This window comes from Dyadobacter sandarakinus, assembly GCF_016894445.1.
GTDB lineage: Bacteria > Bacteroidota > Bacteroidia > Cytophagales > Spirosomataceae > Dyadobacter > Dyadobacter sandarakinus.
This window is the reverse complement of the sequence record NZ_CP056775.1, coordinates 5,772,902-5,786,168: the sequence shown is the minus strand read 5'-3', so window position 1 is coordinate 5,786,168 and position 13,267 is coordinate 5,772,902. Positions and strand designations below refer to the sequence as shown.

Here is a 13,267-nt window from a genome sequence, read left to right as displayed (position 1 = left end):
GTCTGCCGCATGCAGGCTGTTACTTTCCTTGTAACAAGTGAATAGTCATTCCTCTATGGACCACAAAGTTGCCAATTCCCTGAAGATTCTGAGCGAGGCGGATAAGGAAGCCTGCGAAACGGTGCACATCACCGAAAATGAGCCTGGCGTAGGCAAAAAGAAGCTTTTTATTGAGAGTTATGGTTGCCAGATGAACTTTGCCGACAGCGAGATCGTCGCTTCGGTGATGCGGGATGCAGGCTTTGTAACCACATCGGACGTAAATACTGCCGACCTGATTTTCCTGAATACCTGTGCCATCCGCGACAATGCAGAGCAGCGCGTCAGAAACCGGCTTAAACAACTCAGTTTTGTTAAAAAAAGGAACCCCGGCGCATTGATCGGCGTACTGGGCTGCATGGCTGAGCGCCTGAAAGCCAACCTTCTTGAAGAAGAAAAGGTCGTGGACATTGTGACCGGCCCTGATGCGTACCGCGATCTCCCCCGGCTTGTCGAGGAAGCAGAAACGGGACAAAAAGGCGTGAATGTGTTCCTGTCGCGCGAAGAAACCTATGCTGACATTTCACCCATCCGTCTTAATTCCAATGGCGTGACAGCATTTATTTCCATTATGCGCGGCTGTGACAACATGTGCAGCTTCTGTGTGGTGCCATTTACCCGCGGCCGTGAGCGGAGCCGTGACGCTTTTTCAATTATCAGGGAGGCCAATGGTCTTTTTGCAGAAGGATACCGGGAGGTAACACTGCTGGGCCAGAATGTGGACAGCTACAAATGGCAGTCTGAGTCGGGAACGATCAACTTCGCGCAGCTGCTGGAAATGGTAGCCCGCGTCAGCCCCGACCTGCGTGTCAGGTTCAGTACCTCGCATCCCAAGGATATTACCGACGAGGTGCTGTACACCATGAAGAGATACGACAATATCTGCAAATACATCCATCTGCCCGCCCAGAGCGGCAACAGCCGGGTGCTCGAACTCATGAACCGCACCTACGACCGGGAATGGTACATAGGACGGATCAATGCAATCAGGAATATCCTGGGTGAGAACTGCGGAATTTCACACGACATGATTTCGGGTTTTTGTACCGAAACGGAGGCAGAACATCAGGATTCTTTAAGCCTGCTTGAATTTGTCCGTTTTGATTTCGGCTATATGTTTTCCTACTCGGAACGACCCGGTACCCTGGCCGCAAAGAAATTTGCGGATGACATTCCGGAAAGTGTAAAAAGCCGGAGATTATCCGAAATGATTGAAGTACAGCGGCGCATTTCCCTGGAACGCAACCAGCGGCTGGTGGGCACCGTGCAGCGGGTACTGGTGGAAGGGGCGTCCAAGAAATCGGAGGCGGATCTTTCAGGCAGGAGCGACCAGAACAAGGTGGTCGTTTTCCCACGTGAAAATTTCAAAAAAGGTGAGTACGTAGACGTGCTGATCACCGAATGTACGGCGGCTACGCTGCTTGGGCGCGTTGTTCAGGAAGAACCAGTACTGGCCTGAGCGTATGCCGCTTCCAGAAAATGCTATTTATCATCTGTAAAAAAGCTCCCGGCAACTGCCGGGAGCTTGGAGCTTTTACATGAATTCATCTGAAATACAATCCATAAAAAACCGTTTCGGGATCATTGGGAATTCTCCCGGACTGAACCACGCCATTAATGTTGCAGTGCAGGTAGCCGGTACGGACCTTACCGTCCTGATTACGGGCGAAAGCGGAAGCGGAAAGGAATCATTTTCCAAGATCATCCATAGTATCAGCTCCCGCAAGCATGGTCCTTTTATAGCGATCAACTGCGGCGCAATCCCTGAGGGAACAATTGACTCAGAGCTGTTTGGCCATGAGAAAGGTTCATTCACAGGCGCTCTGGATGCTAGGAAGGGCTATTTTGAAACAACAAACGGAGGTACCATATTCCTGGATGAGGTAGGTGAAATGCCGCTGGGTACCCAGGCCCGGCTGCTGCGCGTGCTCGAAAATGGCGAGTATATCCGGGTTGGCTCATCCAAGGTACTCAAAACCAACGTGCGGGTAGTGGCTGCTACCAACGTGAACCTGCTGGATGCAGTGAACCACGGAAAATTCCGGGAAGATCTTTATTACCGCCTCAACACGGTGCCCATTTATGTGCCACCCCTCCGGGAAAGAGGCGAGGACATCCTGCTGCTTTTCAGGAAATTTACCAATGACTTTTCAGAAAGGTACCGCACCAAGCCCGTCCGGCTCGACAATGAGGCCCGTGACCTGCTCATGGAATATACATTTCCCGGCAACATCCGCCAGCTGAAAAACATAGCAGAACAGATTACCATTCTCGAAACGGACAAAGAGCTGCCCATTTCTATGGATACCTTGAACACCTACCTGAACCCGGTACAGCCTGCGGGCCGGAGGGGACTGGTAGCAGTGCGCGGAGGCGATGAGCAGGCAAGCTCCTTTTCCGAGAGAGAATTGCTTTACAAGGTATTGTTCGATATGCGGCGCGATATGACCGAGCTGAAAAAGCTTGTTCGGGATGTACTTGAAAATGAAAAATACGGAGGTGATATCCTGAAAGATCACCAGGAGCTTTTCAGCTCGCTCAACAATGCAGAGCCCGTGATTACCACACCTGCCCTGGAACCCGCTCGCCTCCTCTCTCCCCCGCCGGCTCGAACGGTAGATCTGGACAGGTACTCCGACGAACGCAGTGAAATTGAAGACGTGGTACACGTATCCGCTGAGGAAGAGTCCCTTTCTCTGGAAGACAAGGAAAAAGAAATGATTATCAAGGCACTGCGCAAGAACAACAACAAACGAAAGTATGCCGCCAATGCATTGGGCATTTCCGAGCGGACGTTATACAGGAAAATCAAGCAATACGACATTGAGGAATAGCATTATGAAGAAGTGGGCGTTTACGCTTTTTTTCCTTTGCAGCGGCATGTTTATATCCGGCTGCGGCGTGTACTCTTTTACCGGTACCAACCTCAGTCCCGACATCAAGACGTTTTCGGTCCTGAACTTCACGACAGGAACTGCCGGCGGGCCTGCTGACCTGCCCCAGCGCATTACGGAAGATCTGAAAGAATATTTCCAGCGCAATACAAGTCTGAAAAGCCAGCCGGGTGGTGGCGACCTGGTACTGGAAGGCTCCATCACGGGATATGACGTACTCGCGGCCGCTCCGACTGCCAATGATCAGGCAGGCCTGAACCGTTTGAACGTGACAGTACAGGTGCGTTTTACCAACGCAAAAGACGAGACAAAAAACTTTGACCAGTCATTCACGTATTACGCAGACTTCCCTCAGGATCAGACACTCAACCAGAATGAGGCCCGGCTTCTCCCCACCATCCGCGAGAACCTGGTGCAGCAGATTTTTAACAAATCCGCCGCCGACTGGTAGAAGCAGCATTCTTTTTGCTAATTTCATCGCCCGTTTTGGTTAAATAGAATCGTATGTCTGTGATAGAAAAAGAGTTGTTCAGTAAGTTGGTGAAGCGCCCTTCGGCCATCGGTGCCGAGCTGATCCCGCAGCTGGAAGCCACTATCAAGGCTTTTCCTTACTGCCAGATTTCCTATTCGCTGCTGGCAAAGGCATCGAGTATAGCCGGGACGGAAAAGCTGGAAGAGACAAGGCCGCGCGCAGCGGCGTATGCATTGAGCCGGGTTGCCCTGCAGCAATTGGTAGAAGGTGATACGGACAGGTATGAGGAAAATATCGCATTGCCTCCCGCTGCTGAGATAGCCGACGATGTACCGCAAAGTGGCGAGGATATCCTGATCAGCCTGGTGGATCAGGAGCTGGCCAGTGCGCAGTTGATGAAGTCGGAAGAGCAGCGTTTGCAGCAGCAGATCATCCAGGGATTTATGAAGAAAAATCCCCGTATTATCCGTCAGGACAACAATCTTGAACCTGTAACACTTGACCTGAGCGGACGACTGGCCGGCGAAAGCGAGACAAGCATTGAAACCGAGGCATTTGCAAAAATCCTGGTACGGCAGGGCAAAATCGAAAAAGCCATTGACGTTTACCAAAAGCTTATCTTGAAAAAACCGGAAAAAAGGAATTACTTTGCAAAAAAACTGAGTGAATTGTACAACAACCGGAAGTAAAAATTCCATTCACTCATTCACTCATTCTATCATTCAATTATTATTAAGGCATGTATCTGGGTTTGATTATTTTGGTCGCGATCATCGCAGTATTGTTGATTCTGGTCGTGTTGGTGCAGAACTCCAAAGGTGGCGGCTTGTCCAGTGAGTTCAGCGGTGCGGGTACTACCCAGATGTTTGGCGTAAAGAAAACAACAGATCTTCTTGAACAGATCACCTGGGGCCTGGCGGCAACTGTGATCGTGATCTCGCTGGCTTCCTACATTGTAGTAGGCGGAAATGCGAGTGAAGGCGGCGTGAACAGCGTCAATGTTCAGAAAGCACAAAATACGGTCGTTCCCGGTGGCAATATCGCTCCTTCACAGAACGGATCAGCAACCAACCCGGTTGCTCCTGCTCCTGTAGACAGTACCAAAAAATAAAAGTCTGTTATCAGACAAATAAAAAATCGCTCGCGGCTTCTGCTGCGAGCGATTTTTTATTTGCTAAGCTACCGATATTTCCTGCAGCATCAGCTTTTTGGCTACGGGAAGCAGCGCTTCATGCAGCGGATAAGCATATTTGGATTCTACCACATAAGTAGCAGGATTGGGCAAGGCCTTGTTTTTCTTTGTCAGTTCCAGCTTCACCTGCGAAACGGTCCTGGCAATACCAATGCGCAGGGTTTCAACAAAGCGGGTCTTGAGGTACCGCTCCCGCATTTCATTGTAGAGCGCGAGCTGGTACTCAAACACGCTGACATACGGCTGGAAAGTGTGCAGGAACAGCAGGTAGCCTTCTTCCAGCCGCAGCGGCATGATCCCCACGGGCGAGATACGCACATGCTCCCCTATTTCATGAAAACGCTCATTACCTTTCGCTACAGAGCCGGCAAACTTAGGAATAGCATAGTCCAGAATGTAGTTGACTTCTTCCAGGTACGGATCATCCTGGTGTGTTTCCTCATATTCCAGCTTCTGATGGACAAGATCAATGCCTGTTACATTCCTGGGAAAGGAGGTTTTAATGCTGCTCTTATTGTTGCGTAAACGGATGCAGGAGTCAAAATGCCATTGCAGCTCGGGCAGGCAGGGATGCAGCATGTCACGGGAAAACTGCCCCTCAACATGCTGGAAATAAGCCATAGGCACATATTTCTTATACTCAAAATCAAGAAGCCCATCCGTCAGCCAGTCATTATTCAGTGTTGTCATAGTGATTATCTCCCGGTTTAGTGTCGATATAATTTAAAAAATCAATATCTGATAAGCAAAAGTTATACTTTTACTGTCACACTCGTGCCTGGAAAATCATACTCCTGACGGGTTACGTACAATAATGTCACACCCGCCGGAAAAAATGTCAGACACCGGAACATTGGCACAGATTGTGCTGTCGGGAAGCTAGTCAATCAATTACTGACAACTCAAAAAAACAAACGTTTAATATTTATGTCAACTTTAGCAGAAATTCAAGTGAACGTACAACCTCTGGCTGATCGCGTTCTTGTTGAACCAGCCCCAGCCGAAGAAAAAACTGCATTTGGTATCATTATCCCTGATACTGCAAAGGAAAAACCTCAGCGCGGTACCGTACTGGCTGTTGGTCCGGGTAAAAAGGATGAGCCGCTTACTGTGAAAGTAGGTGATACTGTATTGTATGGCAAGTACTCAGGCACTGAACTGGCATATGAAGGCAAAGACGTCCTGATCATGCGCGAATCAGACATTTACGCCATTATTGGTTAATCTGTCTGACATTTTTCATTATAGTTTCTCTTAAAGTTATCTCAAATTATTAATTGTTATGTCTAAGAAAATATTTTTTGACACAGAAGCACGCGACAAGGTAAAACGCGGTGTGGATACACTGGCTGACGCGGTGAAAGTAACATTGGGACCACGTGGCCGCAATGTTGTTATCGACAAAAAGTTCGGTTCTCCAAGCATCACCAAAGATGGTGTAACTGTTGCCAAAGAAATTGACCTGAAAGACCCTATCGAAAATATGGGTGCTCAGCTGGTAAAAGAAGTAGCTTCCAAAACTGCTGATTCAGCTGGTGATGGTACTACTACTGCAACTGTATTGGCACAGGCGATCTATTCTATCGGTGTGAAAAACGTTGCTGCCGGTGCTAACCCGATGGACCTGAAACGCGGTATCGACAAAGCGGTTTCAGCGATCACAAAAGATCTGGAATCACAGAAAAAAAATATCTCTACTTCAAGAGAAATCGCTCAGGTTGCTACCATCTCCGCTAACCACGACGAAGAAATCGGTAACATGATTGCTGAGGCGATGGAGAAAGTAGGTAAAGAAGGTGTAATCACCGTGGAAGAAGCGCGCGGAACCGAAACAGAAGTAAAAACTGTGGAAGGTATGCAGTTCGACCGTGGTTACCTGTCTCCATACTTTGTAACCAACACTGAGAAAATGGAAGCGGAACTGGAACGTCCGTTCATCCTGATCTCTGAGAAGAAAGTATCTTCCATGAAAGAGCTTCTTCCTGTACTGGAAGCAGTTGCTCAAACCGGCCGTCCGCTGCTTATCCTTGCAGAAGATGTTGACGGAGAAGCACTTGCTACATTGGTAGTGAACAAAATCCGCGGTGCATTGAAAGTGGCAGCTGTAAAAGCTCCGGGCTTCGGTGACCGTCGTAAAGCCATGCTGGAAGATATCGCCAAAGTTACCGGCGGAACTGTCATCAGCGAAGAGCAGGGATACAAACTGGAGAATGCTACTCTGGAATACCTGGGTACTGCTGAAAAAGTGATTATCGACAAGGATAACACAACGATCGTAAATGGCAGCGGATCTCCTGAAGAAATCAGCGGCCGTGTTAACCAGATCAAATCGCAGATTGAAAACACTACTTCTGACTACGACCGTGAAAAACTGCAGGAGCGTCTTGCCAAGCTTTCCGGCGGTGTAGCGATCCTTTATATCGGTGCTGCAACAGAAGTTGAAATGAAAGAGAAAAAAGACCGTGTTGATGATGCATTGCATGCAACCCGTGCAGCGGTTGAAGAAGGTATCGTTGCAGGTGGTGGTGTAGCTTACATCCGTGCAACTGCTGCTCTTGAAGATCTGAAAGGAAGCAACGAAGACGAAACAACCGGTATCAATATCATCCGCATGGCGCTTGAAGCTCCTTTGAGAACAATCGTTTCCAATGCAGGTGGCGAGCCTTCAGTTGTGATCAATAAAGTAAAAGACGGTACAGGTGCTTTCGGTTACAACGCGAAAGACAACACCTACCAGGATCTTCTTGAAGCGGGTATCATTGACCCTAAGAAAGTATCCCGTCTGGCGCTTGAAAATGCAGCATCTATCGCAGGTCTGTTGCTGACAACAGAATGTGTGATTGCTGACGAGCCGGAAGAAGCTCCCGCAGCAGGTGGCCACAATCACGGCGGCGGAATGGGTGGCATGATGTAATCATCCTCCGTTCTTCGGATATATATAAAAGGCCTTCCGGATACTTCCGGAAGGCCTTTATGTTTTAATGTAAAAAGAGAAATCAGGAAAGCATAAGTCCGTCCTGCATGACCAGGCGCCTGTCAGCCATCCCGGCCAGATCTTCGTTGTGGGTTACAATCACGAACGTTTGTCCGGTTTCATTCCGGAGCCTGAAAAACAGCTGATGCAGTTCCACGGCATTTTGGGAATCCAGGTTACCGCTCGGCTCGTCGGCCAGTACAATGGACGGTTTGTTGAGCAAAGCTCTGGCTACGGCTACCCGCTGCTGCTCTCCGCCGGAAAGCTGCGACGGCAGGTGATTCATCCGGTGAGCAAGCCCCAGCAGGTCCAGCAACTCCTTCCCGCGCTTCAGGATTTCACGTTCCGGCATGTTTCCATGGATATACCCGGGCATACAGGCATTTTCAAGCGCAGTAAATTCAGCAAGAAGGTTATGAAACTGAAAGATAAAGCCGATTTTCTCATTGCGGAACCGTGCAAGATCTTTGTCTTTCTGCGTGAAAACATTTGTATTTTCTATAAAAACATGACCTTCCTCAGGTCTGTCGAGGGTTCCGAGAATGTGCAGGAAAGTACTTTTTCCGGCACCGGATGCACCCACAATCGCCACCACCTCGCCTTGCGCAACATCCAGGTCAATGCCCTTTAAAACCTGCAAAGAGCCATATTTTCGCCTGATTCCGCTGGCCTGGAGTAAATGCATGAAGAGAAAAGATAATTGAGCAAAAGATTCGCCCGTTTTTATTAATTCCTTAATTTGCCTCGAAAATACCAATTTACTTTTATACTCATGAATATTCACGAATATCAAGGCAAAAGCGTCCTCAAAAAATACGGTGTGCGTATTCAGGAAGGGATCGTAGCCGACACTCCCGATAAGGCTGTTGAAGTTGCGCGTGAGCTGAGCGAGCAAACCGGCACCAAATGGTATGTTGTAAAATCCCAGATACATGCCGGCGGCCGCGGTAAAGGCAGAATTACAGGGACAGACCAACGCGGTGTGGCACTTGCCAAATCTGTTGAAGACGTACGTACGATTTCAAAAAATATTCTGGGTAAGGTGCTGGTTACCCACCAGACCGGTCCTGAGGGAAAAAGAGTAAATAAGGTTCTGATTGCCGAAGACGTATATTATCCGGGCCCAAGCGAGCCAAAAGAATATTACCTGTCTATCCTGCTCGACCGTGCACGTAACTGCAATGTGATCATGGCAAGTACTGAAGGCGGTATGGACATTGAAGAAGTAGCCGAGCACACGCCGGACAAAATCATGAAGGAGTGGATCGACCCCAAAGTAGGTCTGCAGCCTTTCCAGGCGCGTAAAGTAGCCTTTGCTCTGGGTCTTGAAGGAGATGCATTCAAAGAAATGGTGAAATTCATTTCTTCCCTTTACAAGGCTTATGTGGAAAGTGACTCCTCAATGTTCGAGATCAACCCGGTTTTAAAAACATCCGACAATAAAATACTTGCTGTGGATGCGAAGGTGGACCTGGATGACAACGCATTGTACCGCCACCCTGAACTGGCCGAAATGCGTGACACCAATGAGGAAGATCCATTGGAAGTAGAAGCAGGAGCCAACAACCTGAACTATGTGAAGCTGGACGGTAACGTGGGCTGTATGGTTAACGGCGCAGGTCTTGCCATGGCTACCATGGATTTGATCAAGCTGTCGGGTGGTGAGCCCGCCAACTTCCTGGACGTGGGCGGCGGCGCCAATGCACGTACGGTTGAAGCCGGTTTCCGCATTATCCTGAAAGATCCGAATGTAAAAGCAATCCTGATCAACATTTTCGGGGGTATCGTGCGCTGTGACCGTGTTGCTGCTGGTGTTGTGGAAGCTTACAAAGCCATCGGAGAAATTCCTGTACCGATCATTGTTCGTCTGCAGGGTACCAATGCTGAGGAAGGCGCACGGATCATTAATGAGTCGGGCTTAAAGGTTTATTCAGCGATTGAGTTCAAGGAAGCAGCGGCCAAAGTATCCGAAGTACTCTCGGGACTGGGCGTTTAACCCGGATTAGAAATATATTATAAAGGCGGCCTCCGGCCGCCTTTTGTGTTGTAAAACAGGCTGTTAACAGTAACTTCGGGTTCGTACAAACCCCCCGTTACTTATGAAAATACGCTTCTACGCTATCCAGCTGTTCCTTCTATGCATTACTGCAAACTTCGTTTATTCCCAGTCCGGACAGCTTACTAATCTCCCAACCCTCTACATTACGACAGATGAAGGGACGCCCGTTGACAGCAAGACTACCTGGCGGCCCGGGCACCTCAGCGTAGCAGGTTCTCCGGATATGGAGGGACTGTACGACGGTGCGGTAGAAATCCGTGGCCGTGGCAACTCTACCTGGCAAATGGCCAAAAAACCTTACCGCATCCGGCTGGCCTCCAAATACCAGCTGCTGGGCATGCCTGCCAAAGAAAAGAACTGGGTACTACTCGCCAATTATGCCGACAAAACGCTCCTTCGCAATGCACTTACATTTGAACTGAGCAAGTTCATGGGGCTGCCTTACAGTTGTCCCTATCGCTTTGTAGATGTGTACCTTAACAACACCTACATGGGCAACTACACCCTCACGGATCAGATTGAGCGGGCAGACCAGCGTGTTGCAATTGACAAAGTAAATGCTGATGATACCGAGGAGCCAGCGATTACAGGCGGCTACCTGCTGGAAGCAGACGGCTTTGCAGACCAGGAAGTTTCCAAATTCTACACCAGCCGGGGAATGAAGATTACGATTAAATATCCGGACGACGACGAGATCAATGCGGCACAAAGCCAATACATCTCATCTTACGTGCAGGCAATGGAAGACAGGTTGTTTTCTGACGATTTCAGGGATGCCGAGAAGGGCTATATGCCCTACTTTGACCAGGCGTCACTCGTCAACTGGTACATTGCCTGCGAGATCACCGGCAACCCGGATTCCTTCTGGAGTACTTACATGTTCAAGAAACGCAATGATCCTAAGATCTACTTCGGGCCGCTGTGGGACTTTGACATTGCTTACAATAATGATGAGCGCCTGGGTGACGCAACGTTTAAGCGGATGTCGGAAAACGGGCACTATGAGGCTAACCGGGTTTGGATTAAAAGAATGCTTGAAGACCCCGCATTCAGGGAAGCGGTACGGGTTCGCTGGAAACAGCTGAAAGCAGGCGGGCTCCGCAACTTTCTGGATCAGACAATTACGGGAATGAAGACCACCCTGGCCGAGTCGCAAAAGCGGAATTATGAGGTATGGCCTACCCTTGACACCAAAGTTTATCTTGAAAACAAAACCAGCGGCACCTATGAAGAGCATGTTGATTTTGTAAAAGAATACCTTTCCAAACGACTGACGTGGCTTGAAATGCAACTGACGGGAGAGCTGGGCAGCGAGACCTATTATAAAATTGTAAATAAATATACAGGCAGGGTCCTCGCTCCGGGTAGCGAATCAGCAAGCCTTACGCAGCGACCATTTTCCGAAGGCAACCATAACCAGGAGTGGATCATGAACAATACGCAGGTAAACGGAGAAAGGTTTTACACCTTTACCAACCGCGGTACGGGCAGGCGGATCAGCTCGCCCGACGACCAGGCACTCACGCCGCTCAGCCTCAGCGCTGATCAGCCCAATGCCCGCCAGCAATGGAAATTGAGTGTACTGTCAGACCAGACTTCTTTCGGCATTACCAACAGGATCAATGACCTGGCGATCGACAACAACAATCAGTCTCCGGATGAAAATTCTGCCATCATTCAGTTCAATAACAACATCAATGGAAACGAAAACCAGCAGTGGCAGATCGTGGAGACGGAAGTAAATCAAAGCCCGCTCCCGATCTATACCGCCAACTTTACTGCCCGGGTTGCCGACAACAACATTGTACTATCCTGGCAGGTACTGGAAGAGCACGGAGGTGACTACTTTGAAATTCTGCGGTTCAGTGATCCTGCATGGAAGCCGGAGGCTGTGGGCCAGGTATTTCTGACCGACGAAGGTCGTGGCCGCTACACATTTACAGACCAGCATCCCCTGCCCGGCCTGAACTATTACCAACTCAAACAAGTGGATAAGGATGGATTCGTGACATACAGCAGGATTGTTTCGGCACGTAACCCGGTACTTTCGCTTACGACGCTGTGGCCGGTTCCGGCTTTTTCAAAGATCAATGTGTCGTTTTCGTCTGCTGTACAGGGCAATGCAAGTCTGGAAATCATTACTACTGCGGGCGTAACCGTGGACAAGGTACCCGTACAGGTTTTTCCCGGTCAGAATACCTACACGCTGGACATTCACTACCAGCCGGCCGGACTGTACCTGTTAAGGGTAGTGCATGAAGAAGAAACCTCGGTATTGAAGCTTGTGAAGGCCGAGTAACATTTTTAAACGAGCACGATATAAAGCAGCAGCGTTGCCAGGAAACTGGCAACGCCCTGCAATCCCGTCAGCACAGTATGGGTACGGTATGCATCCCGGGCCGTAATACCGGTAAATTGCGATACCACCCAGAACCACGCATCATTGGTATGGGAAACCACCATGGCACCGCTGCCCACGGCCATCACAACCAGGGTTACTTCCATGGGGGTGACAAATCCAAGCGGGCCTATCAGTGGCGCAAGGATGCTGGTCGTCAGCACCATGGAAGACGTGGTGGAGCCTTGGGCAGTTTTGAAAAAAGCAGCGATCAGAAAAGCAATGCCCAGCAGGTAAATTCCTGAAAGCTCATGCTGAACAAGCCAGCTGCTGACAAGCTCTTTGAGGGAAGTTTCTTTTAAAACAGCACCGAAAGCGCCGCCAGCACCTACCAGTACCAGCGTAGTACCGCAATGTTCAATGCCGCTTTTAAAGCAAGACATCATTTTTTCTGCTGCGTTTTCGGGAAAAAGTGAATAGCTGAAAAAGATAGCGCACAGAAAAGAAACCAGCGGGCTGCCAAAGAAACCTAGCCATTTCACAACCTGCTCCGGCCAATGCATGATATGGGCAAACGAAGCCAGTGTAATCAGGATAATGGGTAGCATAATGGGCATGAAGGCTTTCCAGGCGGCAGGAAGCTGTTGTGCAGGAATGATAGCGGGGTCGGTCGCGGCTTCTTCGATGATGGGAATGCGCGCTGCAAAACGCCCCGCAAACCACGTGGCCAGGAAAAGACTGGGTATGGATACAACCAAACCCAGCAGAATCACCAGGCCGACTGATCCGGAAATACCCAGGTTACCTGCCGCAGACAATGGTCCGGGCGTAGGCGGCACGAGGGTGTGCGTGGCAAATAGCCCTCCGGAAAGCGAAAGAGCGATGGTAGCGAGGGGCCTGCCCGTGCGTTTGGCAACGATCTGATTCAGTTTATGTAAAATGATAAACCCCGAATCGCAGAATACCGGGATACCTACAATGCCGCCAATCACCGCCATGGCAAATGCAGGTCTTTTCTCTCCAAAAAGGTCAAGGATTACATCAGCTACCTTCACGGCTGCGCCCGACTGATCCAGGATAGCCCCGATTACGCAACCTAAAATAACCATCAGCCCGATTTTTGACATCAGCTCTCCAAAGCCTTTGCCGATGGTCTCGGCCAGCTTGTCAACCGGGATTCCGGCGAAAATACCAACACCCAATGCAGCGAGCAGCAAGCCAGTCAGCGGGTGCATTTTCAGCACGGTACTACTGAGAATAATAAACAGAATGGCCGCCAGAACGATGAGGATGATCATT

General features: G+C 49.5%; 12 protein-coding genes. 9 read left to right on the top strand and 3 right to left on the bottom strand.

Annotation, left to right across the window (positions count from 1 at the left end):
- The first annotated feature begins 55 nt into the window (after positions 1-55).
- The 5 genes from miaB to secG all read left to right on the top strand — a co-directional run bounded on the left by miaB (position 56) and on the right by secG (position 4,516).
- On the top strand, positions 56-1,498 hold the full coding sequence (miaB, locus tag HWI92_RS24000) for a tRNA (N6-isopentenyl adenosine(37)-C2)-methylthiotransferase MiaB (RefSeq protein ID WP_204659948.1): 1,443 nt from the start codon (positions 56-58) through the stop codon (positions 1,496-1,498).
- Positions 1,499-1,577: 79 nt separating this feature from the next.
- Complete coding sequence (locus tag HWI92_RS23995; protein ID WP_204659947.1) at positions 1,578-2,873, top strand: sigma-54 interaction domain-containing protein; 1,296 nt, start codon at positions 1,578-1,580, stop codon at positions 2,871-2,873.
- Positions 2,874-2,877: 4 nt separating this feature from the next.
- The gene (gene lptE, locus HWI92_RS23990) at positions 2,878-3,384 is read left to right on the top strand and encodes an LPS assembly lipoprotein LptE (protein WP_229248543.1); all 507 of its coding nucleotides are present in this window, start codon (positions 2,878-2,880) and stop codon (positions 3,382-3,384) included.
- Between the two features lie 53 nt (positions 3,385-3,437).
- Positions 3,438-4,094: a DUF8458 domain-containing protein gene (locus HWI92_RS23985; protein ID WP_204659946.1), complete on the top strand. Its 657-nt coding sequence runs from the start codon at positions 3,438-3,440 to the stop codon at positions 4,092-4,094.
- Positions 4,095-4,144: 50 nt separating this feature from the next.
- Positions 4,145-4,516 (top strand): preprotein translocase subunit SecG, encoded by a 372-nt coding sequence (gene secG / locus HWI92_RS23980; RefSeq protein ID WP_204659945.1) that lies wholly within the window; start codon positions 4,145-4,147, stop codon positions 4,514-4,516.
- 63 nt (positions 4,517-4,579) lie between these two features.
- On the opposite strand, the gene HWI92_RS23975 is transcribed toward secG, so the two are convergent.
- Positions 4,580-5,287, bottom strand: a complete 708-nt coding sequence (locus HWI92_RS23975) for a hypothetical protein (RefSeq protein ID WP_204659944.1) — start codon at positions 5,285-5,287, stop codon at positions 4,580-4,582.
- Between the two features lie 237 nt (positions 5,288-5,524).
- On the opposite strand from HWI92_RS23975, the gene HWI92_RS23970 reads away from it, so the two are divergent.
- Positions 5,525-5,821, top strand: coding sequence for a co-chaperone GroES (locus tag HWI92_RS23970; protein ID WP_204659943.1), 297 nt, complete (start codon positions 5,525-5,527; stop codon positions 5,819-5,821).
- A 58-nt stretch (positions 5,822-5,879) separates the two neighbouring features.
- Positions 5,880-7,511, top strand: coding sequence for a chaperonin GroEL (gene groL, locus HWI92_RS23965; RefSeq protein ID WP_204659942.1), 1,632 nt, complete (start codon positions 5,880-5,882; stop codon positions 7,509-7,511).
- Between the two features lie 82 nt (positions 7,512-7,593).
- Here the strand turns inward: groL and HWI92_RS23960 are convergent, their stop codons facing one another.
- The gene (locus tag HWI92_RS23960) at positions 7,594-8,256 is read right to left on the bottom strand and encodes an ABC transporter ATP-binding protein (protein WP_204659941.1); all 663 of its coding nucleotides are present in this window, start codon (positions 8,254-8,256) and stop codon (positions 7,594-7,596) included.
- A gap of 87 nt (positions 8,257-8,343) precedes the next feature.
- On the opposite strand from HWI92_RS23960, the gene sucC reads away from it, so the two are divergent.
- A complete protein-coding gene (gene sucC, locus HWI92_RS23955) occupies positions 8,344-9,567 on the top strand; it encodes an ADP-forming succinate--CoA ligase subunit beta (protein ID WP_204659940.1) in 1,224 nt (407 codons plus the stop codon).
- 103 nt (positions 9,568-9,670) lie between these two features.
- Positions 9,671-11,929, top strand: a complete 2,259-nt coding sequence (locus tag HWI92_RS23950; protein ID WP_204659939.1) for a CotH kinase family protein — start codon at positions 9,671-9,673, stop codon at positions 11,927-11,929.
- A gap of 5 nt (positions 11,930-11,934) precedes the next feature.
- Here the strand turns inward: HWI92_RS23950 and HWI92_RS23945 are convergent, their stop codons facing one another.
- Positions 11,935-13,266: a GntP family permease gene (locus HWI92_RS23945; protein ID WP_204659938.1), complete on the bottom strand. Its 1,332-nt coding sequence runs from the start codon at positions 13,264-13,266 to the stop codon at positions 11,935-11,937.
- Position 13,267: the final 1 nt, after the last annotated feature.